Source organism: Collinsella sp. LCP21S3_A3 (genome assembly GCF_052118905.1).
Classification (GTDB): Bacteria; Actinomycetota; Coriobacteriia; order Coriobacteriales; family Coriobacteriaceae; genus Collinsella.
In genome coordinates, this window is sequence record NZ_JBQKGH010000008.1 from 17457 (window position 1) to 39548 (window position 22092).

22 protein-coding genes and 1 pseudogene are annotated in these 22092 nt (G+C 58.2%); 9 read left to right on the plus strand and 14 right to left on the minus strand.

All coding sequences use genetic code 11. From position 1 onward, the window contains the following. Positions 1-139: 139 nt before the first annotated feature. The 5 genes from ACTQ0H_RS05575 to ACTQ0H_RS05595 form a co-directional block, all read right to left on the minus strand. The gene (locus ACTQ0H_RS05575) at positions 140-685 is read right to left on the minus strand and encodes a metallophosphoesterase (RefSeq protein ID WP_441547893.1); all 546 of its coding nucleotides are present in this window, start codon (positions 683-685) and stop codon (positions 140-142) included. A gap of 66 nt (positions 686-751) precedes the next feature. Beyond that, positions 752-931 (minus strand): hypothetical protein, encoded by a 180-nt coding sequence (locus ACTQ0H_RS05580; RefSeq protein WP_441057136.1) that lies wholly within the window; start codon positions 929-931, stop codon positions 752-754. A 17-nt stretch (positions 932-948) separates the two neighbouring features. After that, positions 949-1275: an HIRAN domain-containing protein gene (locus tag ACTQ0H_RS05585; protein WP_117655201.1), complete on the minus strand. Its 327-nt coding sequence runs from the start codon at positions 1273-1275 to the stop codon at positions 949-951. Positions 1276-1398: 123 nt separating this feature from the next. After that, positions 1399-2778 (minus strand): aldehyde dehydrogenase, encoded by a 1380-nt coding sequence (locus ACTQ0H_RS05590; RefSeq protein WP_441547894.1) that lies wholly within the window; start codon positions 2776-2778, stop codon positions 1399-1401. Between the two features lie 8 nt (positions 2779-2786). Then, positions 2787-3356: an iron-containing alcohol dehydrogenase gene (locus ACTQ0H_RS05595; protein ID WP_441547895.1), complete on the minus strand. Its 570-nt coding sequence runs from the start codon at positions 3354-3356 to the stop codon at positions 2787-2789. Positions 3357-3709: 353 nt separating this feature from the next. Here ACTQ0H_RS05595 and ACTQ0H_RS05600 point away from each other — a divergent pair, with 353 nt between their 5' ends. Then, the gene (locus tag ACTQ0H_RS05600; protein ID WP_154517090.1) at positions 3710-4270 is read left to right on the plus strand and encodes a ferritin family protein; all 561 of its coding nucleotides are present in this window, start codon (positions 3710-3712) and stop codon (positions 4268-4270) included. A 250-nt stretch (positions 4271-4520) separates the two neighbouring features. On the opposite strand, the gene ACTQ0H_RS05605 is transcribed toward ACTQ0H_RS05600, so the two are convergent. Then, positions 4521-5393, minus strand: coding sequence for a hypothetical protein (locus tag ACTQ0H_RS05605; protein WP_441538281.1), 873 nt, complete (start codon positions 5391-5393; stop codon positions 4521-4523). A 547-nt stretch (positions 5394-5940) separates the two neighbouring features. After that, on the minus strand, positions 5941-7371 hold the full coding sequence (gene pdxR / locus ACTQ0H_RS05610; RefSeq protein ID WP_441063708.1) for a MocR-like pyridoxine biosynthesis transcription factor PdxR: 1431 nt from the start codon (positions 7369-7371) through the stop codon (positions 5941-5943). Between the two features lie 145 nt (positions 7372-7516). Here pdxR and pdxS point away from each other — a divergent pair, with 145 nt between their 5' ends. Both pdxS and pdxT read left to right on the plus strand, forming a co-directional pair. Continuing rightward, positions 7517-8407: a pyridoxal 5'-phosphate synthase lyase subunit PdxS gene (gene pdxS, locus ACTQ0H_RS05615; protein ID WP_022094325.1), complete on the plus strand. Its 891-nt coding sequence runs from the start codon at positions 7517-7519 to the stop codon at positions 8405-8407. 20 nt (positions 8408-8427) lie between these two features. Beyond that, positions 8428-9015 (plus strand): pyridoxal 5'-phosphate synthase glutaminase subunit PdxT, encoded by a 588-nt coding sequence (gene pdxT, locus ACTQ0H_RS05620; RefSeq protein ID WP_441048504.1) that lies wholly within the window; start codon positions 8428-8430, stop codon positions 9013-9015. Positions 9016-9406: 391 nt separating this feature from the next. Here the strand turns inward: pdxT and ACTQ0H_RS05625 are convergent, their stop codons facing one another. Beyond that, positions 9407-10306, minus strand: coding sequence for a hypothetical protein (locus ACTQ0H_RS05625; RefSeq protein WP_427719775.1), 900 nt, complete (start codon positions 10304-10306; stop codon positions 9407-9409). A 214-nt stretch (positions 10307-10520) separates the two neighbouring features. On the opposite strand from ACTQ0H_RS05625, the gene ACTQ0H_RS05630 reads away from it, so the two are divergent. Further along, complete coding sequence (locus ACTQ0H_RS05630) at positions 10521-10931, plus strand: peptide deformylase (protein WP_154517072.1); 411 nt, start codon at positions 10521-10523, stop codon at positions 10929-10931. Between the two features lie 226 nt (positions 10932-11157). On the opposite strand, the gene ACTQ0H_RS05635 is transcribed toward ACTQ0H_RS05630, so the two are convergent. Both ACTQ0H_RS05635 and ACTQ0H_RS05640 read right to left on the minus strand, forming a co-directional pair. After that, a complete protein-coding gene (locus ACTQ0H_RS05635) occupies positions 11158-12639 on the minus strand; it encodes an aminotransferase class I/II-fold pyridoxal phosphate-dependent enzyme (protein WP_427747912.1) in 1482 nt (493 codons plus the stop codon). 202 nt (positions 12640-12841) lie between these two features. After that, positions 12842-13699 carry a LysR family transcriptional regulator gene (locus ACTQ0H_RS05640; protein WP_370450624.1) on the minus strand — a complete coding sequence of 286 codons (858 nt, stop codon included), beginning with the start codon at positions 13697-13699 and terminating at the stop codon, positions 12842-12844. A gap of 118 nt (positions 13700-13817) precedes the next feature. On the opposite strand from ACTQ0H_RS05640, the gene ACTQ0H_RS05645 reads away from it, so the two are divergent. The 3 genes and pseudogenes from ACTQ0H_RS05645 (at position 13818) to ACTQ0H_RS05655 (ending at position 15340) form a co-directional block, all read left to right on the plus strand. Further along, a complete protein-coding gene (locus tag ACTQ0H_RS05645) occupies positions 13818-14729 on the plus strand; it encodes a DMT family transporter (RefSeq protein ID WP_427747886.1) in 912 nt (303 codons plus the stop codon). 267 nt (positions 14730-14996) lie between these two features. Beyond that, a pseudogene (locus ACTQ0H_RS05650) lies at positions 14997-15137 on the plus strand (KUP/HAK/KT family potassium transporter); the annotation flags it as partial. Positions 15138-15178: 41 nt separating this feature from the next. Further along, complete coding sequence (locus ACTQ0H_RS05655) at positions 15179-15340, plus strand: hypothetical protein (RefSeq protein WP_441069386.1); 162 nt, start codon at positions 15179-15181, stop codon at positions 15338-15340. Positions 15341-15419: 79 nt separating this feature from the next. Here ACTQ0H_RS05655 and bsh read toward each other — a convergent pair whose 3' ends face one another. Beyond that, positions 15420-16385 (minus strand): choloylglycine hydrolase, encoded by a 966-nt coding sequence (bsh, locus tag ACTQ0H_RS05660; RefSeq protein WP_427719772.1) that lies wholly within the window; start codon positions 16383-16385, stop codon positions 15420-15422. A gap of 244 nt (positions 16386-16629) precedes the next feature. Then, the gene (locus ACTQ0H_RS05665) at positions 16630-17049 is read right to left on the minus strand and encodes a peptide deformylase (protein WP_154517060.1); all 420 of its coding nucleotides are present in this window, start codon (positions 17047-17049) and stop codon (positions 16630-16632) included. A gap of 193 nt (positions 17050-17242) precedes the next feature. Between ACTQ0H_RS05665 and ACTQ0H_RS05670 the strand changes: the two genes are divergently transcribed. Beyond that, entirely contained in the window at positions 17243-18556 is a 1314-nt protein-coding gene (locus tag ACTQ0H_RS05670) for an NCS2 family permease (RefSeq protein ID WP_441547896.1), read from the plus strand. 136 nt (positions 18557-18692) lie between these two features. Continuing rightward, entirely contained in the window at positions 18693-19358 is a 666-nt protein-coding gene (locus ACTQ0H_RS05675; protein ID WP_427719770.1) for an alpha/beta hydrolase, read from the plus strand. 58 nt (positions 19359-19416) lie between these two features. Here the strand turns inward: ACTQ0H_RS05675 and ACTQ0H_RS05680 are convergent, their stop codons facing one another. Both ACTQ0H_RS05680 and ACTQ0H_RS05685 read right to left on the minus strand, forming a co-directional pair. Continuing rightward, positions 19417-20751, minus strand: a complete 1335-nt coding sequence (locus tag ACTQ0H_RS05680; protein WP_441547897.1) for a uracil-xanthine permease family protein — start codon at positions 20749-20751, stop codon at positions 19417-19419. Between the two features lie 122 nt (positions 20752-20873). Continuing rightward, positions 20874-22007: a 5-methyltetrahydropteroyltriglutamate--homocysteine S-methyltransferase gene (locus tag ACTQ0H_RS05685; RefSeq protein WP_441547898.1), complete on the minus strand. Its 1134-nt coding sequence runs from the start codon at positions 22005-22007 to the stop codon at positions 20874-20876. Positions 22008-22092 lie beyond the last annotated feature (85 nt).

The window sequence follows — 22092 nt, forward strand, 5'->3', positions numbered from 1 at the left end:
CGAAGGACGCAAATTTCAACCGCCTACACTCTACCGCGCCGCACGGACAAAAAGGTGCCGCCACCATAATGGCAACGGCGCCAGAACCGCCACAAAGGTGCCCGTCCCCTTTGTGGCGGTTTGTGTGACGGTTCGAGAATTACAGTCCAAAGAAGCCTAGGATTTGGTCACGGCTTACGGGCTTGTACTCGTTGGCATCGAGGCCGACATCGTAGCGAAAGATAGGACGTTCGCGATCGCGGTTGCGCGTATTGGTGCGGTCTCCCCTGCTGTGGATATGCCCGTGCAGCATAATGGCGCCACGCGCCTTGCCGTTCCAGCTGAGCATGGGGTAATGGCTCATAACCAGACGATGGCCCTTGGCATAGCCGGGAGCAATCTCCAGGTAATCACGCACGTCTTCCCAAATCTGCGGCACGTCGGGATCTTCCCAGTCGCCGTCATGGTTACCACGGATGAGCGTCACGTTCTGGCATTCGATGCCCTCGCGCAGGCGCACGGCATCCGCTAGGGGCAGACGATAGGTAAAGTCACCCAGAATATAGAGGCGGTCGTCCGCAGCCACGCACTCATTGATGACATCGATGACCTTGCGGTTCATCTCCTCAACCGAGCCAAACGGTCGGTCCATGTCGTGCAAGATATTCGTATCGCCCAGGTGCAGGTCGGCGGTAAACCACATCATCGTCTCAGTCCTCATTTCGCAACGCGTCCAACTCGTGCTAAGTATACAGACGCAGCGATGCGGCAGTTACCCAAAGAGCCCGCCAAACAGTCCGCGACGGCGCTTGTCTTTCTTTTTCGACGCATCACCCTGAGTTTTCTTGTCCTGTCGCATCTTACGGTCCTGCTCCAGCTCATCGTCATCGAGTAGCGTATCCCACTCAAACGGATCGTCCGTCAGATCGAACAGGTCGTCGTCATCAAACATGGCCGCCCCATTGCCGACTAGCGAGCATCCACCACATAGAGCCCAACGCGCACCTGATGCCAAGGGCTGCGCTCGGGGGCAACCTGTTGCACGCGGGCCTCAAATACGTCCTCGTGGCCGTAATACATCATCAAGGACAGCGGACCGACCTCGTTTCCCGGAACATAGCCAAGCTTGGTGTTGCCGTAGTAGATCGCAACCGCCTCGGGATCATGGGGATTATCGCGCTCGGCGCACAGCGTCAGTTTATCGCCCGCTTTAAGATCGCCCAGGACCAAAGCGCCGTCGGCATACTGAAATCCCGCAATGTGAAACGACAGAAGAACACGTGAAGGCTCGTACATAGCAACTCCCCTAACGGCCGGATAAACCGGCGCTTAACCTTACCGAGAAGTCTACGGGTCCGTGCGGACACAAATTCATCCTGCCTGCGTCTTTTCGACCGTTTGTCCCTACGCCATCTGATTCTAATGCACAAACATGCGCACAAATTTGTGCTTCCAGTTTGCGTAAGGGGCATAGCGAAATGGCACGTCCAGCCACGTTGCCTTGTTCACGATGCTCTTCTTGTGGCTAAACGTATTGAAGCTCTCGCGTCCATGGTACTGCCCCATACCGCTCGCTCCCATGCCGCCAAAGCCCATATGGCTCGTAGCCAGGTGCATGATCGTGTCGTTGACGCAACCGCCACCAAAGGGCACGTAACGCACAAAGCGCTGCTGAACCTCACGGTCCTGGCTAAAGATATACAGGGCCAGCGGCGTCGGACGATCCGTAATAAACGTCTCGGCCTCGTCTAGGCTCTCAAACGTCAGCACCGGCAAGATGGGACCGAAAATCTCCTCCTGCATCACGGCGTCATCGGGGGCCACGCCGTCCAAAATTGTCGGCTCAATCTTGAGCGAAGCCTCGCGCGCAGCACCTCCAAGCACGACCTTATCGGAATCGATTAGCCCATGCACGCGCGCAAAATGCTTGGCATTGACGATATGCCCGTAATCCTCGTTGTCGAGCGGATGCTCGCCAAACATACGGCGCGCCTCTTCCTTGATGAGGCCCAGCAACTCGTCGTGCACACGCGTATCGACCAGCAGGTAGTCGGGCGCCACACAGGTCTGCCCCACGTTGAGCCATTTACCAAAGGCGATACGCCGTGCCGCAACCTTCAAGTTTGCCGTCGCATCCACGATGCAGGGACTCTTTCCACCCAGCTCAAGCGTCACGGGCGTAAGGTTTTTACTTGCGCGCTCCATGACGAGCTTGCCGACCGGAACGCTACCGGTAAAGAAGATCTTGTCCCAGCACTCATCGAGCAGCGCTTCGTTCTCGGCGCGCCCGCCCTCGACAACTGTCACCAGGCACGGATCAAATGCCTCTTCGCAGATCTGCTTGAGCACCGCACACGATGCCGGAGCATAGGCGCTCGGCTTGATGACCACAGTATTGCCCGCGGCAAGGGCGCCGGCGAGCGGCTCGAGCGTTAGCAAAAACGGGTAGTTCCACGGGGCCATGATGAGCGTGACGCCATAGGGCACGGCTTGCGTTTTGCACACACTCACGGCGTTGGCAAGGTCGCACGGACGCAGGCGCGGACGACTCCATCGAGCCACATGCGCGATCTGATGACGAATCTCGGAAAGCGACGTGCCGATCTCGCACATATACGCCTCGTCATGCGATTTTCCCAAATCGGTCTTGAGCGCATGGGCAATATCGGCCTCGTGGGCCCGCACCGCATCGCGTAAACTCACGAGCGCACGACGTCGAGCATCGACATCAAACGTGGCGTGCGTCTTAAAGTAGACGCGCTGGTCTCCGACGATGCGCGCAATTTCCTCGGTGTTCATGGACCCTCCTAGTTCTCGCCCTCAAACATATCACCCGCGACGACCTCGTACATGCGCATCAGCTCCAAACGGTCCATCAAAAGTGGAACGGGGTACAGCGGATTGGCCTCGGCATCGGCATGCGCCGCCATCTCGGGAATGTCGGAGCGGCGAATGCCCGTCACATATTTGGGAATGTCCAAGGCGGCGTTCATTCGATCGACCCAATCGATAAAGGCCTCGACGGCATGCGTCAGGGCGCCCATGCCCGTCTGCCCCGTAATGGAGGCGGGCAGACCGCGCGTGAACTCGGGGTCGTGCACCGCAAAGCGCGGGAGAAGCACAAAGTCGTTAATGGGGTACTTGTGGTGCGTCTCGTCATCGGTGATAACCGCCGCGAGCGTGACTTCGCTTCCCGTACCGGCGGTATTGGGAACCGCAATAAGCAGCGGCAGGAGACGGTGGACGCGCAGCAGGCCGCGCATCTTGTTGATGGGCTTGTTTGGCTGCGCGATGCGTGCTCCCACGCCCTTGGCACAGTCCATGGCCGAGCCACCGCCAAAGCCGATAATGGCCTGGCAGGCGCTCTCTCTCAGCATGCTCCAGAATGCGTGGCTCGGTATAGGGCAGCACCGGCAATGCGATGCGAAAAACCGTTTGATACGTTCGGCACCAGGCGCAGCGGGCTAGATGCATAAAGGAAACTCCCTCATTTGTTGATTGGTCAACATTTGTTCGACCGATTGTACTCATCAGAGCTCGCGGGCGGCCTGCCAATCGTTAATCAATCAACATCTTCATCTCTCAAAATTGTTTTATCAAAAATCATTCCTAATAGGCTTCACATTTTGTTGCATTTATGGATAATAGAACTCGTCAAGACGCACGTCCGGAGAGGGCCCTTACGGGATCGGACAAGCGCCCCATCGCCATCCATCGAAAGGATCGAATCATGAAATTTGTTTGCCCCGTTTGCGGTTATGTGGAAGAGTTCGACGGCGACCAGCTGCCCGAGGATTTTAAGTGCCCCCAGTGCGGCGTTCCCGGTTCTCGTTTCCTGAAGCAGGAGGAGGGCAAGCTCGAGTGGGCTGCCGAGCACGTCGTGGGCGTCGCCAAGATGGAGGGCGTCTCCGAGGACATTGTTGCCGACCTGCGCGCCAACTTTGAGGGCGAGTGCTCTGAGGTCGGTATGTACCTGGCCATGGCTCGCGTCGCCCATCGCGAGGGCTATCCCGAGATCGGCCTATACTGGGAGAAGGCTGCCCACGAGGAGGCCGAGCACGCCGCCAAGTTCGCCGAGCTCCTGGGCGAGGTCGTGACCGACTCCACCAAGAAGAACCTCGAGATGCGCGTTGAGGCCGAGAACGGCGCCACCGCCGGCAAGACCGATCTTGCCAAGCGCGCCAAGGCCGCTGGCCTCGATGCCATCCACGATACCGTGCACGAGATGGCTCGCGACGAGGCCCGCCACGGCAAGGCCTTCGCCGGCCTGCTCAAGCGCTACTTTGGCTAAGCCAACCGCCTGAGAGATAATCTCTAACTTTAAAGGGCCCGAACCGCATGGTTCGGGCCTTTTTTCGTGTCTCATGAACTCGTTAACGCCCTGAAATAGGGCCACCTTCGGCATCGACTTCTCGTCAAAAACTAAGTGAGTAGACTTTTTGGAACTTGCCGAGCAGACCATCCATATTGCTCTATAAAGCAGCAGGTAAATGACTTGTTGCAAAACGGCCTGGTCGCCATCACGCCAAAAGTCTACTCACTTAGATCCGCGCTGTCCACGATCGAGCTGTTTTGTGTCCAATGGACATCTTTCCGTCGATTACTCCCAATTTTGTCCAGTCAACGAATAGTTCAGACCGGAGTAATGCCTCAGCCCTTTGCTCATCCGAGCTTTTATCGCGATATTCAACATCGAGCATCCTGCATACAGCCTTAACGATCGCACGGAATCTATCCTCATCGGATATCTGTCCGTGTGTCAGGAGAAGCACGTCGTAGCCCATGGCTTGAAGCGCCGTCATGCGGTCAGCGTCACGCAAGCCATCCCCCGCGCGCCCGTGCGAGGCCTTTCCCTGACATTCAATGGCCACCTGTCGCCTCCCGTCCGGCGAGGAAAGAAGTAGGTCGATATATACGCGGGTCTTTCCTACAATCGCTCGAGCACTTGTGCTTAGCACCACTTTGACATTGAGCTCTATGCCGCAAAACCCTTCACCTCCCAGGGCTCGCGGCAGTCCAAGCAACAAATACGCCTCGACCTCAAAAGGCGAAGCGGCACCCAATGGAACGAGATGCGATACCGCCATAAATCGATTGCCGTAACGCATCCCGCAAACATCTGAACAAAAACGGTCAAGGTCCCCATCCAAAACCAAAGCGTCGCGACGCCATAAATTTGAGGCGGTGCCGCCCTCGGACGGGCAGCGCACCCAACCCAACGTTGTCAAAATCGTACCCGAATCAATTGCACGCGAAAGCTCCACCTCAAGTGCCGCCGGCAGGGCGCATACCGCAAACAAGCCGCACATCTCCGCCAATACCAGCAGAAGTTGGAGATCCGTCAGATGTCGAGACATGATAAATGCCGTCAGTAGAGGAGACGTGACCAAAAATCCATGCTCCGTTTCCAGCACGGATTCCCTGGGGAGTTCACCAAGAAACAGCCGCTGCCTAATGTTGGCAGGGCAAGTCCGTTTGTTTCTCGTCCGAACCAATGTATACAACGGAAAACCGAGCGCGACCGCAGCCGTCGGGTTGCGGACGAGGTCATATCGCTGCCGGTCTTCATCCGGCCGCGGAAGCGGAGGACACAAAGCGCGGACTTGAGGGGGCAAACGCCAGTACCTAAAAGCCGATATGTCACAAAGTAAATCCTTCATAGGCACAGGAAAGCACGAATTTCAACCCAGTCGGTCTCTCATTGGGGCGAACGCACCAAAAATGGCTCCGAACGAACTGCAAAGTTTTCAACAGCCCTCCCCAACTGGCCAAAAGCTTACCGAGAACTGGACGAAGCCCTGTTGGAAACCCCACTTTTTTTCTCATGCGGAAGCTTTGCGCGGCAAGTGAGTAGACTTTTTGGAACATCCCGAGCAGACCGATGATCCCACTTCTCAAAACCACAGGTAGATAGCTTGTTACAAAACTGTCTGGTCGCCAAAGTGCCAAAAGTCTACTCACTTAGGTTACAGAGTGCCCCATTAGCTGCGATTCCAGGGTATTAAGCACCTCCGGACTCAGGTCGTCATACTGGACAAGAATTTGAGTTGAGTTTTCAGGGACAGATGCGCCATCGGCGCACCAATAACAGTTACTGATGTCGATAAAAGGGATGCTCGAGCGCGTGAGGGCCTGCGCAAAAGAGCTTCCGCCCGTTCCCCGCTCCGCAACCACGGTGCAGTAAAGGCCTGCGTCTGCATGCTCGATCGAAACCTCTCCTGCTGGAAACGCATCCCGTACAAGCGCCGCCAGGCCATCACGCGCCTCACGAGCACGAACGCGCATGCGGTTCACATGTCGCTCGTAATCACCCGATTCCAGCAAACGAGCCAAAGCGACCTGGTCGACAGAGCTCACCGACGAGGCGTAGAAACCAAGGTTGCACCTAAACCGCTTCATCAGCTTATCGGGCAACACCATGTACGCTAGACGCAACGCCGATGAAAGGCTCTTCGAAAACGTGTTGGTGTAGATAACCGATTGAGCGGCATCGATCGAAGCAAGCGCGGGAATCGGCTTGCCGGCCAGACGAAACTCGCAATCAAAGTCATCTTCGATGAGATATCGACCTGGTCGCTCGGCGGCCCAGCTCAGCAGCGCATAACGACGCGCAATGCTCGTCACCAGGCCGGTCGGATACTGATGGGACGGCATCAGGTGAAGGACATCGGTCCCAGTTTTCTGCAGAGCGCTCAAGTCTACACCCTCATCATCCAACGGGATATGTCGAACTTTGCAACCCATAGCCTGATAGATGCGCGTCAAGCGCAAATAGCCCGGGTCCTCAACAGCATACACCTTGTCGGCTCCAAGCAACTGAACCAACATGGTATCGAGCAGCTGGGCGCCTGCGCCGATAACAACGTTGTTGGGGTCGACATTCATGCCCCTTGTCCCGCGCAGATGGTGGGCAATTGCGCGTCGTAGCCGAGTGGTGCCCTGTGCCGGCGCGGTCGAAAAGATTTCGCTCTCGTCTTCGGATGCCAGCGTCGCCCGCAGCGCGCTTTGCCAAAGCCGCGCCGCCTCCAAAGCAGAAGGAGAAAGTGCATCGAATCGCTCGACCTGTCCGTTGACATCATGCGCGCCGGAACCCGCAGAGACGGCATCCCGGTCGATGCCCTCTACAGCCGAAGCCAAAACCGGTGCATCCGGAAGCTTGCAAGCGTAGTAACCACGACGCGGCATTGAGCAAATATAGCCCTCGGCAAGTAACTGGCTATATGCATTCTCGATGGTAATGACACTGATTCCCAGATGATTGGCAAAGGCGCGCTTAGACGGAAGATGCTCCCCCGCCGCAATGCGTCCAGCAACGATATCATCTCGAATTTGCTGGTAAATATACTCATAGAGCGATGCTTCGCCGCGTTTTTCCAAATTGTAGTCAAGCATGAGTTTATCACCTGACCTTATTGAGTCATTCAATCTGGTATTAGTCTGGCCTTATTATTATCTCGAAAACTGAGTATTTCGCCATACCCAGCTCCCCGATAGGATGTTCCGTCAAGCAATGCACATGCCAACCAAGGGAGCAACCATGGCAGAACAGACCAGCAAGGCAGATCGCGTCAAACTCAATCGCGAGCTCGCGCAGATGCTCAAGGGCGGCGTCATCATGGACGTCACCACGCCCGAGCAGGCACGCATCGCCGAAGAGGCGGGCGCCTGCGCCGTCATGGCACTCGAGCGCATCCCGGCCGACATCCGTGCCGCAGGCGGCGTCTCACGCATGAGCGACCCCAAGATGATCAAGGGCATCCAAGAGGCCGTCTCCATCCCCGTTATGGCCAAGTGCCGCATCGGCCACATTGTCGAGGCGCAGGTCCTGCAGGCCATCGAGATCGATTACATCGACGAGTCCGAGGTTCTCTCCCCTGCCGACGACGTCTATCACATCGACAAGACCCAGTTTGACGTGCCGTTTGTCTGCGGCGCCCGCGATCTGGGCGAGGCGCTGCGCCGTGTTGCCGAGGGCGCCACGATGATTCGCACCAAGGGTGAGCCGGGTACGGGCGATGTCGTCCAGGCCGTGCGTCACATGCGCAAGATCCAAAAGCAGATCCGCGACGTTGTTGCCCTGCGCGATGACGAGCTCTTTGAGGCAGCCAAGCAACTGCAGGTTCCGGTCGAGCTGGTGCGCGAGGTCCATGCCACGGGCAAGCTTCCCGTCGTGAACTTTGCCGCCGGCGGCGTAGCGACTCCCGCCGACGCCGCGCTGATGATGCAGCTGGGCGCCGAGGGCGTCTTTGTGGGCTCGGGCATCTTTAAGAGCGGCGACCCGGCCAAGCGCGCCGCCGCCATCGTCAAGGCCGTGGCAAACTTCACCGATGCCAAACTCATCGCCGAGCTTTCGGAGGACCTGGGCGAGGCCATGGTGGGCATCAACGCCGACGAGATCGAGATTATCATGGAGGAGCGCGGGCGCTAGTCCGGCAGAAAGGATCGCCCATGAGCGATTATGCAGACCAAACGGTCGCCGTGCTGGCGGTCCAAGGCGCTTTTGCCGAGCACGAAGCAAGACTATCCGAGCTGGGCGCACACTGTATTGAGCTGAGGCAGGCGGCCGATTTGCAGCAGAACTTTGACCGTCTGGTACTTCCCGGCGGCGAGTCCACCGTTCAGGGCAAGCTACTTGCCGAACTCGATATGCTCGAGGATCTTCGTACCCGCATTGTTGAAGGCATGCCTGTACTGGGAACTTGTGCCGGTCTGATTCTGTTGGCGCGCGACCTTGCCGCCCACGATGACAAGGGGACACCGCGCTTGGCAACCATGGATATACTCGTTGAGCGCAATGCCTATGGCAGGCAGCTCGGCAGTTTTCGCACCAAGGGGCAGGTAGGCGGTATCGACGGTGAAGTGCCGTTAACGTTTATCCGTGCACCCCGCATCGTCGAGGTGCACGGCAATGCCAAGGCCCTAGCCGAAGTCGATGGCCGCATCGTCGCCGCCCGTCAAGACAATCAGCTCGGCGTTACCTTCCACCCCGAGCTCGACGACGACACCCGCCTCCACGAGCTCTTCCTCCAAATGTAGGCAGAAAACAAACGAACGTGGATTTTCGGACGCATAGCAAATGAGAGTGGAAATCTCGCACTTTGAGCTTGGATGCAGGCTCAAACCGGGAGATTATCCACTCTCATACTATGTAGTCGTTGGGGACGTTCTCAACGACTAGTCAAACAAGAACGTCCCCAACGACTAGTCATTTAAGAACGTCCCCAATGACTACCTTTTTGGCAAGTTTGAATCAAGGCGACGCCGATGTTTTGACACCGACAGCGAGCGCCCACCAGAGCGAATAAATTGGCATGAAAAGAGGACGGCATAGACCTTCTGGTCATGCCGTCCTCTTTGAATGACAAGTTGTCGCTCTGGTGGGCGCGCAGCGTCAACTAGTTACGCGGTTCGTAGAACCGCGTAACCCCTAAAAACGGTTGCCGCGGAAGCCACCGCCGTTGCGGCCGCCACGGTCGCCGCCTCGACCGCCGCGGTCGCCGCCACGGTTGCCGCCGAAGCCGCCGCGGTTGCCACCGCGGTCGCCATAGCCACCACGGTTGCCGCCAAAGCCGCCGCGACCGCCACGATCGCCGCCACGGTCACCAAAGCCGCCACGGCCACCGCGACCACCACGGTCGCCGCCACGGCCACCGCGGTCGCCAAAGCCGCCGCGACCGCCACGGTCGCCGCCACGGCCACCACGGTCGTCACGGCCGCCGCGAGGACCGCGATCCTCGTCCAGACCCATGGCGACGAGCGGAGCGATAACCTTATCGAGCGCGGCCATCAGCTCGGTGGCCTCCTCGTAAGAAAGCTCGGGCAGGAGCTTCTCCTTCTTGTTGGCAAGCTCGACCAGGCCCTCAGCGGCATCCTCGGCAGCGAAGACGACGATCTTGCGCATATCGCCCTCGGCGTTGTCGATGCGGCCGACCAGATCGGCAGCCTCGGCCTCGGCCATCAGGCCATCGAGCTCACGAAGGCGCATGCCCAGCAGATCGGACATTTCCTTCTGCTCCATCTTGGGCTTGAGGTCAAGGAGCTTGATGGCGCGCTCGATGTTCGCCATACGCTCGGCCTTAGCCTCCTCCTCCTTGGAAATAGCAAAGCGACGGCTACGCAGCAGGCGGGCGGCCTTCTGCATCTTGTCCATCAGCTCTTCGTCATCGTAATCAACGGCGGCCTCGACAACCTCGGCCTCCTCCTCGGCGGAAACCTCGTCAGCAGCCTCAACCTCGGTAGCTTCGGTCTCCACGGTCTCGACTGCCTCGACCTCGGCAGCCATGGTCTCGTTCTCGGTCTCGTTCATGATCTCTTCGTTCTCGGACATGAGACTCCTTCTTGGCCCTCTCGGGCATCATCGCCCCATTCGCGGGGCCCGTCGCGCACTCTTTGCGCTTTAAACATTCATGCCTCTCGGCAAAACGTCCCTTAGTTTATGGTGTCGCCATCCAATCTAGCTGCAGAATCTATGTGCACACATTAATGCGACATGTCGCGGTATCATGGCCTGAACCAAACGTGTCCACCTTAAGGAGCCCGCCATGATTAAGCCCATCATGAAATCCGAGTTCTTTTTGCGCCTGCCTTCCGAAGACGCAGGGCCCGACGATGCCGTGATCGGGCAGGACCTCCTGGATACGCTCCACGAGCATGAGCACGAGTGCGTGGGGCTCGCCGCCAACATGATCGGCGTGCGCAAACGCATCATCTGCGTAAAGGACGGCAACAGGACGCTCCTGATGTACAACCCTCAAATTCTTGAGCAGGTCAATGCCTATCAGACCAGCGAAGGATGCCTCTCGCTGATCGGCGAGCGTCCCTGCACCCGCTATCGTCGCATTAAGGTGGAGTATTTGGACGAGAACTTCGTCCACCGCATCAAAAACTTCTCGGGCTACACCGCCGAGATCATCCAGCACGAAATCGACCACTGCAACGGCGTCGTTATATAGTTCCGCGAGTCAAGGAAAATGATCTGTTTTCCTCCGTCCCCTTTGGATCATGGTAACGACGCAGGCTGAGCACACGACAGCGAGCGAGCCGCATTTGCGCCAAGGTGACGTGAAATGAGAGGGCGCTGACCTTCTGGTCGCGCCCTCGAAATTGAACGTCAGATTGGCGTGAATGCGGCTCGTGTAGCGTCAAGCGGTCCGCCGTTCGGTAGAACGGCGGAACCAATTAGGACTGACGGTAATGATCAAAGAAATCGGCGAGGTCTTCGAGCGACTCTTTGAGCACTTCCATGCGCGGCAGGTACACGATGCGGAAGTGATCGGGCTCAGCCCAGTTGAAGCCGCCGCCACGCGTGATGAGGATCTTCTTCTCGTGCAGCAGGTCGAGGGCAAACTGCTCGTCATCGGTGATGTTGAACTTTTTAACATCCATCTTGGGGAAGATATAAAACGCCGCACGCGGCTTGACCACCGAGATGCCGTCGATCTTGCTGAGCGCCTCATACACAAAGTTGCGCTGCTCGTAGACACGACCGCCGGGGCGGATGTAGTCGTTAACCGACTGATGGCCGCCAAGCGCCGTCTGGACGATCGACTGGGCCGGCACGTTGGAGCACAGGCGCATGTTGGAGAGCATGTTGATGCCCATGATGAAGTCGCTCATGCAGCGCTGGTTGCCCGAAAGCACCATCCAGCCAATGCGATAGCCCGCGATCATATGCGACTTGGACAGGCCGCTAAACGTAATGCAGGGCAGGTCGGGGGCGAGCGATGCAATGGAGACGTGCTCGTAGCCGTCCATGCACAGGCGGTCATAGATCTCGTCGGCAAAAATCATGAGCTGGTGCCTGCGCGCGATCTCAACGATGCCCTCGAGCACCTCGCGCGGATAGACAGAGCCCGTGGGGTTGTTGGGGTTGATGATGACGAGGGCCTTGGTCGCGCTCGTGATCTTGGACTCCATATCCTGCAGATCGGGATACCAATCGGCCTGCTCATCACACAGATAGTGCACGGGATGTCCACCGGCAAGAGTTGCGCACGCCGTCCACAGCGGATAATCGGGGCTGGGAATCAGAATCTCGTCGCCATTGTCGAGCAGCGCGTTCATCGAAAGCTGAATGAGCTCGGACACGCCGTTGCCCGTGTAGATATGTTCCATCTGAACATTGGGCAGGCCCTTGATCTGCGAATACTGCATGATCGCCTTGCGCGCAGAGAACAGACCGCGCGAGTTGGAATAGCCTTCGCAGTCAGGCAGCTGCTGGCGCATGTCCTTAATGACCTCATCGGGCGTGCGGAAACCAAAGGGCGCCGGATTACCGATGTTGAGCTTGAGGATGCACTCGCCTTCGTCCTCCATACGGGCTGCCTCGTCGACAACGGGGCCGCGCACGTCATACAGAACGTTCTCGAGTTTGGTGGATTTAGAAAAAGTACGCATGGTGGTGCTCCTTGCAATTTGATCTGAGGGATGGGGTTCGGGCTTGGAAACGTTGTGGGTCGATGATGTCTCGCCTTGATCGGCGTCACCGGCGAGCAGCCAGGTAACATCGACCTCCAAAATGCGGGCAAGCAGCTCTGCCACATCGCGCCGCGGAATCGTCTTGCCGCTCACATATTGGCTCATCTGACTCTTGCCGAGTTTTTTGCCGAGCATCTCCGATGCGCGGATTACGTCCGACTGGCGAACGTCGCGATCGGACATAGCCTGTCGCAGACGATCGCTAAACGTCTCTTGGGTCACAGGAACCTCCTTGCTGGCAAAGTTCAATTTATAGAACACGAATTGAACCAAGGTTCAATTTAGCAAGCAGTATAGCGCCGTGCTATTTCTAAAAGTTCAATTTCAAAAATAACATGACCCAAACCTCATGATTTATCCCAAGGCGGTAACGACGTGCGCCCATTTAGAGGTATTCGAGAAAACGGGCGGCGGCAAGCGAAACATCGGCCGTTCGATATATGGCGTTGATCTGCCGATGGGGATGCCCTTCGAGCGGACGCACGGCAACATCGAACTGACAGCGGCGCATGATGAGCGCGGGAAGAATGCTCACACCCAGGCCGTCCTCGACCATAGCCATAATCGCATAGTCATCCCAGGTCGACAGTTTTGAGTGCACTGCCAGTCCCGCCCGACGAAACAGCGGCGTAATCTCGTCATCGGTGCCGCGTTCTAGCAGAATAAACTGCTCGTTGGCCAAGTCGGCAAGAGAGACGACCTCCGCCGTAGCAAACAACGAGCCTGACGGCACTACCGCCATTAACTCGTCACGCACCAAAGGCAGCGATGTCATGCCGTTTTCTCGGGGCTCACGAGGGATAAAGCCCAGATCGCAGCGACCCTCTGCCACCCATTGTTCAATCTCTGAATAGTCGCCCATCAGCAACTCGTAATCGACGTCTGGATGATCAGCACGAAAACGCGCAATCACCGGCGGCAGCACGTGGGTCGCCACGCTCGAAAACGTACCGATGCAGATTTTGCCGCGCATGAGCCCGCGCATCTCATCCACCCGTCGCTGCAAGCGAACGAATTCCTCGCAGAGCGCCTCGACAGCCGGCATGACCTGCCGCCCGTCGGCAGAAAGAGCAACACCTTCACGACTGCGGTCGAGTACCTTAAAGCCCCAATCGGCCTCAAGATCGGCCACCATGCGGCTCACGCCCGATTGCGAGTAGCTCAGGCGCTCGGCAGCACGCGTAAAGCTTCCAGCGCGCACGGTCTCCAGCAGCACCTGCATCTTTTGAATATTCGTTTCCACGACATGCCTCCACCCTTGCATGAGTTTTTTTCATGTTTTCCATGCATTATATTCGCTTTTCTTCTAAAGCCAGTTCACCCATAGTGAGCATGCACAGATATAGAGGGGACGGCAGCGCATGAACAACGGATTGATTACGTATTTAGCAGCATTGTTGTTGTTTGGCTCCAACGGCATCATCGCTGCGGCCATCGCACTCCCGAGCTCCGATATCGTGCTGCTACGCACTTTTCTGGGAGCCCTTTCGCTTGTCGCCATCCTCGCCATTACCCAGCGCCATAAGCTGCAGGCGCCTTCTCGCCCCCGCGAAGCCGCAGCCCTCCTCCTCTCGGGAGCCGCGCTGGGCGCCAGCTGGATTTTTCTGTTCCGCGCTTATCAGACGATCGGCGTCGGCGTTTCTTCGCTGCTGTACTACTGCGGCCCCATCATCGTCATGGCCCTCTCGCCGTTTATCTTTGGCGAAAAACTAACCGGTGGCAAAATCGCCGGGTTTATCGCAGTCGCCTGCGGCGCTTTTCTCATTGCAGCGCAAGGTCTAGGCGGCAATATGCCCATTGCGGGCATCGTCTGCGGAATCGCCTCGGCCTTCTGTTATGCATTGATGGTCATCGCCAGCAAGGGCGCGCCGCACATCGAAGGCCTCGAGAACTCCGCGCTCCAGGTGAGCGCCGCCTTTGTGACCGCGCTGGTCCTTACGCTCGTCACCCAAGGCACCCCCTCATTCCTGTCCGCCAGTATCGCCGCAACCATCGATTGGCGCGCCGTCGCTATGCTCGGCGTCGTCAACACCGGCATCGGTTGCCTGCTCTACTTTAGCGCCGTCGCCAAACTGCCCGTGCAGACCGTCGCTGTCGTCGGCTACCTCGAGCCGCTTTCGGCCGTCGTGTTCTCGTCCGCCCTTTTGGGCGAAGTCATAACACCGGTCCGCCTGATGGGCGCCGTGCTTATCATCGGCGGCGCGATCTTTTGCGAACTCGCCGGTAAACGCTCAGGCGCCAAGACCGGTATCGCTCAGGCAGCACGCGTCTAAAAGTTCCCTCTTCAGTTTCAAGGCAGGAGCGCGTCCGCAGTTATTACATTGCAGCAAAGCCATACAGCGGATGCGCCCCTGTTTTGAAATGCTACCTGCGTACATAAATAATCCCCAGCTGGGGATTATTGTCTAAAATTACCCGATGTGCCAAACAGCTCTTGTATGTATAAAGACGGCATAAAAGTTATCTGTCCAAGACAGATAACCGGATGTCCAAGGGAGTCCACGTGGCGCACGCCAAACTGGAAGCAAACCTCCAAGACCAGCACGGTCAAGTACGTGGTAATCGCCATGAAGGCCGACAACCACAACGAGGGCGGCATCTTCGCCCTGTTTAGCCTGGTGCGCAAAGTGGCGCCGTGGCTGATCCTACCTGCCATGATCGGCGGCGCGGCGCTGCTCGCCCATAACTCCAGCTCGAAGTTCAGATCGAGAAAGCCGAGAAAATGGATGTCGATATCTTCTCGGACGAGCTTGGCAACGGCAACGAAGCCGGTAGGGACATGAACGTCGACCCCACCGAGCTGCTCGGGAGCGTCGCCGATACGCCCGAACAGCAACAGCTCGACGGCCTCGAGAGCGAACAACTCAACGACGCCAACTTCTAACGACGTCGCGCGTCGACGACAGCGGCCCTGCGCCTCACAGGAGGCGCAGGGCCGCTTTGCATTGCAGTAAAACCGCCGGCTACGAACGACGCGGCTCGGGAACCACGAGCCTATCGGGGCTCGCGCCCTCGGCATCCATCAGGCTCACGTAGCGAATCGACGGATCCTCATACGTTGAGTAATAGTAATTGCCCGTGCGCGCGCTAAAGCATCCGGTGTAGATAGTCTTCTCGAACTTGCCGTCACCCATCTTGGACGCACCCTCGATCATCGCCACCCCCTCGAGCGAGCGGAACATGCGAATGACGTTCTCGGCCTCGCTGTCTTTTTGCGGGTAATTGGCATTGAGGTATGCCGCCTTTACAAAACGGCTCGGCGAATAGCAGTCACCCGGAATACCGCGCATGCCGGCACCCGCGCCATAGGGCTTGAGCTCGGCGCCACGCCATGTCGCCGTCTGAGGAAAATCGCTTGTGGCGGTGATATAGGTGCGCAGGTTTTCCATGTGCCACGGGAAGGTCGGCTGATTGGCAAGGGTGTCGACCGGATCGTCGTATACATGCAGACCGTCAGCCATCATCTCGACCACGATGCTGCGCCGGCTGTCGCCGATAATCCAATGGAGCAGCGACACACCCAGCCCCTCTCCGGCAGATTTGGCAACAATCACCGTGTCGCGCAGCGCAGCCTCGACCTCGTCGACCGTCGAGAACGTCGCTGCCACCCACAGGGGAAACTCATAGGCCGCGATATTGGTCTTGCCATCAACCGGGTCCTCGGCATACTCGGCATAACCGGGAAAGTTGAGCCCTGCCACAGCCAGACCCGCATCGTTACCACAGTCGAAAAACATAGGATAGTTCTTGTAATCGATGCACATGCCGATTACCGCGTGTGCCGCCGACGCATCGTCGATAAACGAATACGGGATATGGAACCCGCGGGGCATCACGCGAACCTGTTGGCCGTAGCTAAAGCTCCAGTCGAGGTTGCGACCCAGATACATGTTGCCGGAATTATCGGTAAATCGAATGCTCGTGCACATGGCGCCTCCTAGCCATACGTCCTTGTTAAGCTCATTGTTACCAAACAAATAGGCGCTAAACACAAAAGCCCGGACATGACAATAACGTCACGCCCGGACCACACAAGCAAGATAAACTCAACCAAGTCAACCTCGCAGGTCGTCTAAGGGGTCAAAGTACCGCAGATTGCCACGAAAGAGGAGCGAAGCGTACTTAAGGTACGCGAGCGACGATTGAGCGGCAAGGTGCGGTACTTTGGTCCCCTTAGACCAACTTTCCAAGACAGTGATCGATCATATGCTGGATCATCTGTGCCTCAAAGCCCGTGTAGTCGCGGCGGCACTCCTTCATCTTGCCGTCGACGATCTGGTCAAAGGCAACCTTGCACTTGATATAGCGCGTGGACTTGGTGATTTCGTCGTGCGTCAGGCAGCTCTCCTCCATCTTGCTGGCGCCCAGGCCAAACACCAGACGGGGGTTGTAGAGCACGTGGGGCTCGCCGGCGTCGTCCAGATAGACGCAGACCTTCTTGGTGACGCCAATCTGGTTGGCGGCAAGGCAGCCGGCGTCCTCGAGCGACTTGATGGTATCGATCAGGTCCTGTGCGACCGACTCGTCCTCGACAGTCGCAACCTCGCAACGCTGGGACAGGATAGCCTCGTCGCGGCAGAGCTCTTTAATCATACGTTCCTCCAAAGAGTTTAATGTAACTGTTTAAGTATACGGTACCTACACATTTTCATGCGAAAAATACCGTCCGCCTGTTACAAAGCGCCGAACTTCAACATGCGAGAAACATCGACCTTCCAAAGGCGATATAGTAGATAAGTTCGTGTCAATCGGCCTAAACTCGGGGCCGAACAAGGAAAGGGTATGCATGGACGAACTTTTTCACGTCAGTGAGCGCAAGTCCACAATCGGGACCGAACTTCGCGCTGGACTGACAACATTCCTGGCGATGGCCTACATCATCGCCGTCAACCCTGCGGTGCTCTCGGGCGCCGGCATCGATGCGGGAGCGCTCGCCTGCGCCACCTGTCTGGGCGCCGGCATCATGACCATCTGCATGGGCATCTTCGCCAACCGCCCGCTCGCCTGTGCGTCGGGCCTGGGCATCAACGCCATGATTGCGGGCATCACCGCCACCATGTGCGGCGGTGACTGGCACGTTGCCATGAGTGTTATCTTCCTCGAAGGTATCATCATCTTGCTGCTCGTCCTTTGCGGTCTGCGCGAGGCCATCATGGACGCCATCCCCGTGGTCCTGCGCCACGCCATCTCGGTGGGTCTGGGCCTGTTTATCGCCATGATCGGCCTGTGCGACGCCGGCATCATCACCGCTGGCACCGGTACGCTCGTCGGCCTGGGCGACATCGCCTCCCCCACCTTTATCGTCGGCATCATCTCCATCGTCGTGACGGTTGCCCTTGCTTCCCGCAACGTGCCGGGCTCGCTGCTCATCGGCATCATCGTCGCCGTTATCGCCGGTATCCCGCTGGGCGTCACCCATGCGCCCGAGGGTCTCATCGCACCGCTCGACTTCTCGACCTTTGGCGCCCCGTTTGCCAGCACTGCTGATGGCAACATGGCCATCGTGAAGGTCCTGACCGACCCGATGCTGCTCGTCGTTGCCTTCTCGCTGCTCATGAGTGACTTCTTCGACACCATGGGCACTGCGATGGCCGTCGCCAAGCAGGGCGAGTTCTTGACCGAGGACGGCAATGTCGAGGACATCCGTCCCATCCTGGTCGTCGACTCCGTGGCCGCCGCTGCCGGTGGCTTTATGGGCGTCTCCTCCATCACCACCTTCGTCGAGTCCACCTCTGGTGCTGCCGACGGTGGCCGCACGGGCCTCACCTCCGTCACCACCGGCGTGCTGTTCATTCTCGCCGCGTTCTTCTCCCCCATCGTCACCATCGTTTCCAGCGCCGCCACCTGTGGTGCTCTGGTCTACGTCGGCTACCTCATGATGAGCGAGGCCTCCGAGATCGACTGGTCCGACGTGTCGCAGGGTTTCCCAGCGTTCATGATTGTCGCCGGCGTGCCCTTCACCTACTCCATCTCTGCCGGCATCGGTCTGGGCTTTATCGCCTTCGTGGTCGTCGCGCTCTTTAAGGGCGAGGCCTCCAAGATCAAGCCGCTCATGTGGATCGCAGCACTCGCCTTCCTCGTCTACTTCTTTGTAGCGTAAGGGCAAAGCTGCCAAAGCAAAACCTCAAGGCGCAGAGTCGTATCAAGCGGCTCTGCGCCTTTCTTTTAGCGACGGTCCCTACGCCGACGTGCGACAATCGTATTTGTAGATGTCGAAATGCAGAGAGAAGCTTGTCATGGAAGCGCGTCAAAAGCAGATAACCATTCATTCAAAGCATGTCGAAAGCGCGCCCGTCATTTACCTTCCCGCGGTCATGGGTGACGGCACCGAGGTCTATAGCCGTTGTCTTGAGCTTGATTGCCCGCCATTCACCCTGGTCGCCATTGGCGGGCTCAATTGGAATCGCGAGCTGAGCCCTTGGGAATGCGACGGAACCGTGCGCGATGCCGAGCCCTTTGGTGGACAGGCGTCCGAGTTTCTCGATGAACTGCTGAATCGGATAATCCCAGAGGTCGAGCCATCACTTCCCTGCCCGCCTACCTGGCGCGGCATTGCCGGTTACTCATTGGCGGGCCTCTTTTCGCTTTGGTCGCTCTGGCAGACCGATGCCTTTGACCGGGCCGCAAGCGCATCGGGGTCCCTATGGTTTCCCGGATTTCTCGATTACGCACACGGGCACACGATGCCAGCCGCGCCCAACGCCGTCTATCTATCACTCGGCAAAAAGGAGACCAAGACGCCCAACCGCATGATGCGGCACGTACTCGACGACACACGCGCAATGGAAAAACTACTCGGCGACCGAGGCATCCCCGCGACCTTCGAGCTCAACCCCGGTAACCACTTTGCCCAAACCGGTCTGCGCATGGCCCGCGGCATACACTGGATACTGACGCATTAAAAATGGCGCCCACGCGTACGCACGGGCGCCATTTTTTTGATTTAGCTGAACACAACTACTACTCGACAGCCTCCTCGAGTTCAGAAACGGCGAACTCAAAGTCGTTGCCAGGCAGAATCGCGTTGAGCACGATGCCCACCAGCGAGCCCACGGCAAGGCCCGAAAGCGAAATCGTCACGCCGCCCAGCTCCAGCACGATGGCACCGGCGGCGCTGTAGGCAATGCCGAGTGAAAGCACGAGCACCAGAGCGGCCACCAGCACGTTGCGGTTGTTCTGGAAATCGACCTGGTTCTCGATGAGGTTACGGACGCCCACGGCGCTGATCATGCCATAGAGCACGAGCGACACGCCGCCGATAACGCATGCCGGCATGGCGGCGATCACGGCAGCGAACTTGGGGCAGAACGAAAGCACGATGGCGCAGCACGCGGCAATGCGAATCACGCGCGGGTCAAACACGCGCGTCAGGGCGAGCACGCCGGTGTTCTCGCCATACGTGGTGTTGGCCGGAGCGCCAAAGAGCGAAGCCAGAATCGTGGCAAGACCATCACCGAGCAGCGTGCGATGCAGGCCGGGATCGGCGATGTAGTTGCGCTCGCAGGTGGAGCCAATAGCGGATATATCGCCGATATGCTCAATCATGGTTGCAAAGGCCAGCGGCATGATGGTGATGATGGCCGTCGTGGCAAGGCCGCTATCGAACTGCGGCCCAAAGAGTGCAAACACCGTGTTGTCCCACACGACGGGCAAGCCAAGCCAGGGAGCGGCTGCGACGCCGGAGAAATCGACCTCGCCCAGCGCAGCCGCAACGGCATAGCTCACCACGACGCCCAGTAAAATCGGCACGATCTTGACCATGCCGCGACCCCAAATATTGCAGATGACGATTACGGCGACGGCAACCACGGCAACGAGCCAGTTAGTCTGGCAGTTGGCAATAGCGGAACTCGCCAGGATCAGACCGATCGAAATGACAATGGGGCCAGTCACCACCGGCGGGAAGAAGCGCATGACGCGCTTGGCGCCAAACGCGCGGAAGAGCGCCGCAAGCACCGGGTAGAGCAAACCGGCGCAGGCAACGCCCAGGCAAGCGTAGGGCAATAGCTCGGCCTCGCCGTTGGGCGCGATTGCGGCATAGCCGGCAATAAAGGCAAACGATGAGCCCAAAAATGCGGGGACCTTACCGCGTGACAGGAAGTGGAATAGCAGCGTGCCCAAGCCGGCAAACAAAAGCGTTGCCGATACCGAAAGGCCGGTGAGCACGGGCACCAGCACCGTGGCACCAAACATGGCAAACAGGTGCTGCAGACCGAGCAGGAACATGCGCGGGCGGCCGAGCGACGAAGCGTCGTAGATGGCATCGGTGACGGCGGGCGTCGAGGACTGGGACATGGATGTCCTTTCGAATGGAAGGGCGCTCGGGCATAGCGGATAACCTGCCCGAACGATACGGTCCGAACCATTGTACGCGATACGCCATGTCTCGCACGCGCCGTCACTTGCAAACGGTACCGCTATTTCCAAACACGCTCGGCAATACGCTTGACCAGCGCGATCTTTGCCCACTGCTCGCCTTCGGTCAGCTTGTTGCCAATCTCGCAGCTGGCAAAGCCACACTGCGGAGACAGATACAGATTCTCAAGCGGCACGTACTTTGCTGCCTCATGAATACGCTCGACGGTCGCGTCCTCGTCCTCGAGCTCGGCTGCCTTGGTGGTCACCAGGCCCAACACGACCTTCTTACCGGGCGCAACGTGCCTAAGCGGCTCAAAACCACCGGCGCGCGGCGTGTCGAACTCCAGATAGAACGCGTCGACGTCCTCATGCGCAAACAGGTACGGGGCGATGGGATCATAGCCGCCCTCAAAGGCATAAGTAGAGTGGTAGTTGCCACGGCATACATGCGTATTGATCACCAAGTCGTCAGGCTTGCCCGCGATGGCAGCATTGTTGAGCGCCACGCCCAGCTCGCTCACCTTTTGCAGGTCAACCGGGCTCATGCCGGTCTTGGACACAAAGTTAGTATCGCAATAGATGCCCCAGGTGCAGTCATCAAATTGGATGTTGCGGCAACCCGCGGCATACAGATCGGCAATCACGGTGCGGTATGCTGCGGTGATGGCATCGGCGAGCTCTTCGTCGGTCTTGTAGACGGCGCGCAGGCTCTCCTGCTGGCCATCGCAGCGGTCGAGCGTGACTTCGGAGAACGTCTGGATCGGCGCCGGAATGGTTTGCCGCGCAACCTGGCCCTCACCCTCAAGCGCCTTGACAAACTTGAAGTGCTCGACGAACGGATGGTTCTCGCCGCTAATAGGCCCGGTCACCACGGCGGTGTCGGCGGTAGTCTCCTCATCGTGGAACATATAGCCCGTACGCGAGGTGCGGCGCTCGATGCCGTTGAGACCCCACATAAAATCGAGGTGCCAGTAGCTGCGGCGGAACTCGCCGTCGGTGATGACCTGCAGACCGGCGGCCTTTTGCTTTGCCACCAAATCGCGAATGGCCTCGTCCTCGACTGCCTTAAGTCCCTCGGCATCAAGCGCGCCTGCCGCATAGGCAGCGCGGGCGTCCTTTACGGCCTGCGGACGAAGAAAACTGCCGACGATATCGGCGCGAAACGGCGCTTTGAGCTGGGTGGAATTGCTCATAGGAATCTCCTTTTGCATGGAATACTTTGGCGAGAAAGAGTATGAGCGCACTCCTGGTTATCGTAAAATATGCGTTTATATATGT

Coding starts and splice junctions, on each gene's coding strand:
- ACTQ0H_RS05575 (WP_441547893.1), bottom strand. CDS start 685: ATGATGTGGTTTACCGCCGACCTGCACCTGGGCGATACGAATATCTTG.
- ACTQ0H_RS05580 (WP_441057136.1), bottom strand. CDS start 931: ATGTTTGATGACGACGACCTGTTCGATCTGACGGACGATCCGTTTGAG.
- ACTQ0H_RS05585 (WP_117655201.1), bottom strand. CDS start 1,275: ATGTACGAGCCTTCACGTGTTCTTCTGTCGTTTCACATTGCGGGATTT.
- ACTQ0H_RS05590 (WP_441547894.1), bottom strand. CDS start 2,778: ATGAACACCGAGGAAATTGCGCGCATCGTCGGAGACCAGCGCGTCTAC.
- ACTQ0H_RS05595 (WP_441547895.1), bottom strand. CDS start 3,356: ATGCTGAGAGAGAGCGCCTGCCAGGCCATTATCGGCTTTGGCGGTGGC.
- ACTQ0H_RS05600 (WP_154517090.1), top strand. CDS start 3,710: ATGAAATTTGTTTGCCCCGTTTGCGGTTATGTGGAAGAGTTCGACGGC.
- pdxR (WP_441063708.1), bottom strand. CDS start 7,371: ATGCTTGACTACAATTTGGAAAAACGCGGCGAAGCATCGCTCTATGAG.
- pdxS (WP_022094325.1), top strand. CDS start 7,517: ATGGCAGAACAGACCAGCAAGGCAGATCGCGTCAAACTCAATCGCGAG.
- pdxT (WP_441048504.1), top strand. CDS start 8,428: ATGAGCGATTATGCAGACCAAACGGTCGCCGTGCTGGCGGTCCAAGGC.
- ACTQ0H_RS05625 (WP_427719775.1), bottom strand. CDS start 10,306: ATGTCCGAGAACGAAGAGATCATGAACGAGACCGAGAACGAGACCATG.
- ACTQ0H_RS05630 (WP_154517072.1), top strand. CDS start 10,521: ATGATTAAGCCCATCATGAAATCCGAGTTCTTTTTGCGCCTGCCTTCC.
- ACTQ0H_RS05635 (WP_427747912.1), bottom strand. CDS start 12,639: ATGTCCGATCGCGACGTTCGCCAGTCGGACGTAATCCGCGCATCGGAG.
- ACTQ0H_RS05645 (WP_427747886.1), top strand. CDS start 13,818: ATGAACAACGGATTGATTACGTATTTAGCAGCATTGTTGTTGTTTGGC.
- ACTQ0H_RS05655 (WP_441069386.1), top strand. CDS start 15,179: ATGGATGTCGATATCTTCTCGGACGAGCTTGGCAACGGCAACGAAGCC.
- bsh (WP_427719772.1), bottom strand. CDS start 16,385: ATGTGCACGAGCATTCGATTTACCGATAATTCCGGCAACATGTATCTG.
- ACTQ0H_RS05665 (WP_154517060.1), bottom strand. CDS start 17,049: ATGATTAAAGAGCTCTGCCGCGACGAGGCTATCCTGTCCCAGCGTTGC.
- ACTQ0H_RS05670 (WP_441547896.1), top strand. CDS start 17,243: ATGGACGAACTTTTTCACGTCAGTGAGCGCAAGTCCACAATCGGGACC.
- ACTQ0H_RS05675 (WP_427719770.1), top strand. CDS start 18,693: ATGGAAGCGCGTCAAAAGCAGATAACCATTCATTCAAAGCATGTCGAA.
- ACTQ0H_RS05680 (WP_441547897.1), bottom strand. CDS start 20,751: ATGTCCCAGTCCTCGACGCCCGCCGTCACCGATGCCATCTACGACGCT.
- ACTQ0H_RS05685 (WP_441547898.1), bottom strand. CDS start 22,007: ATGAGCAATTCCACCCAGCTCAAAGCGCCGTTTCGCGCCGATATCGTC.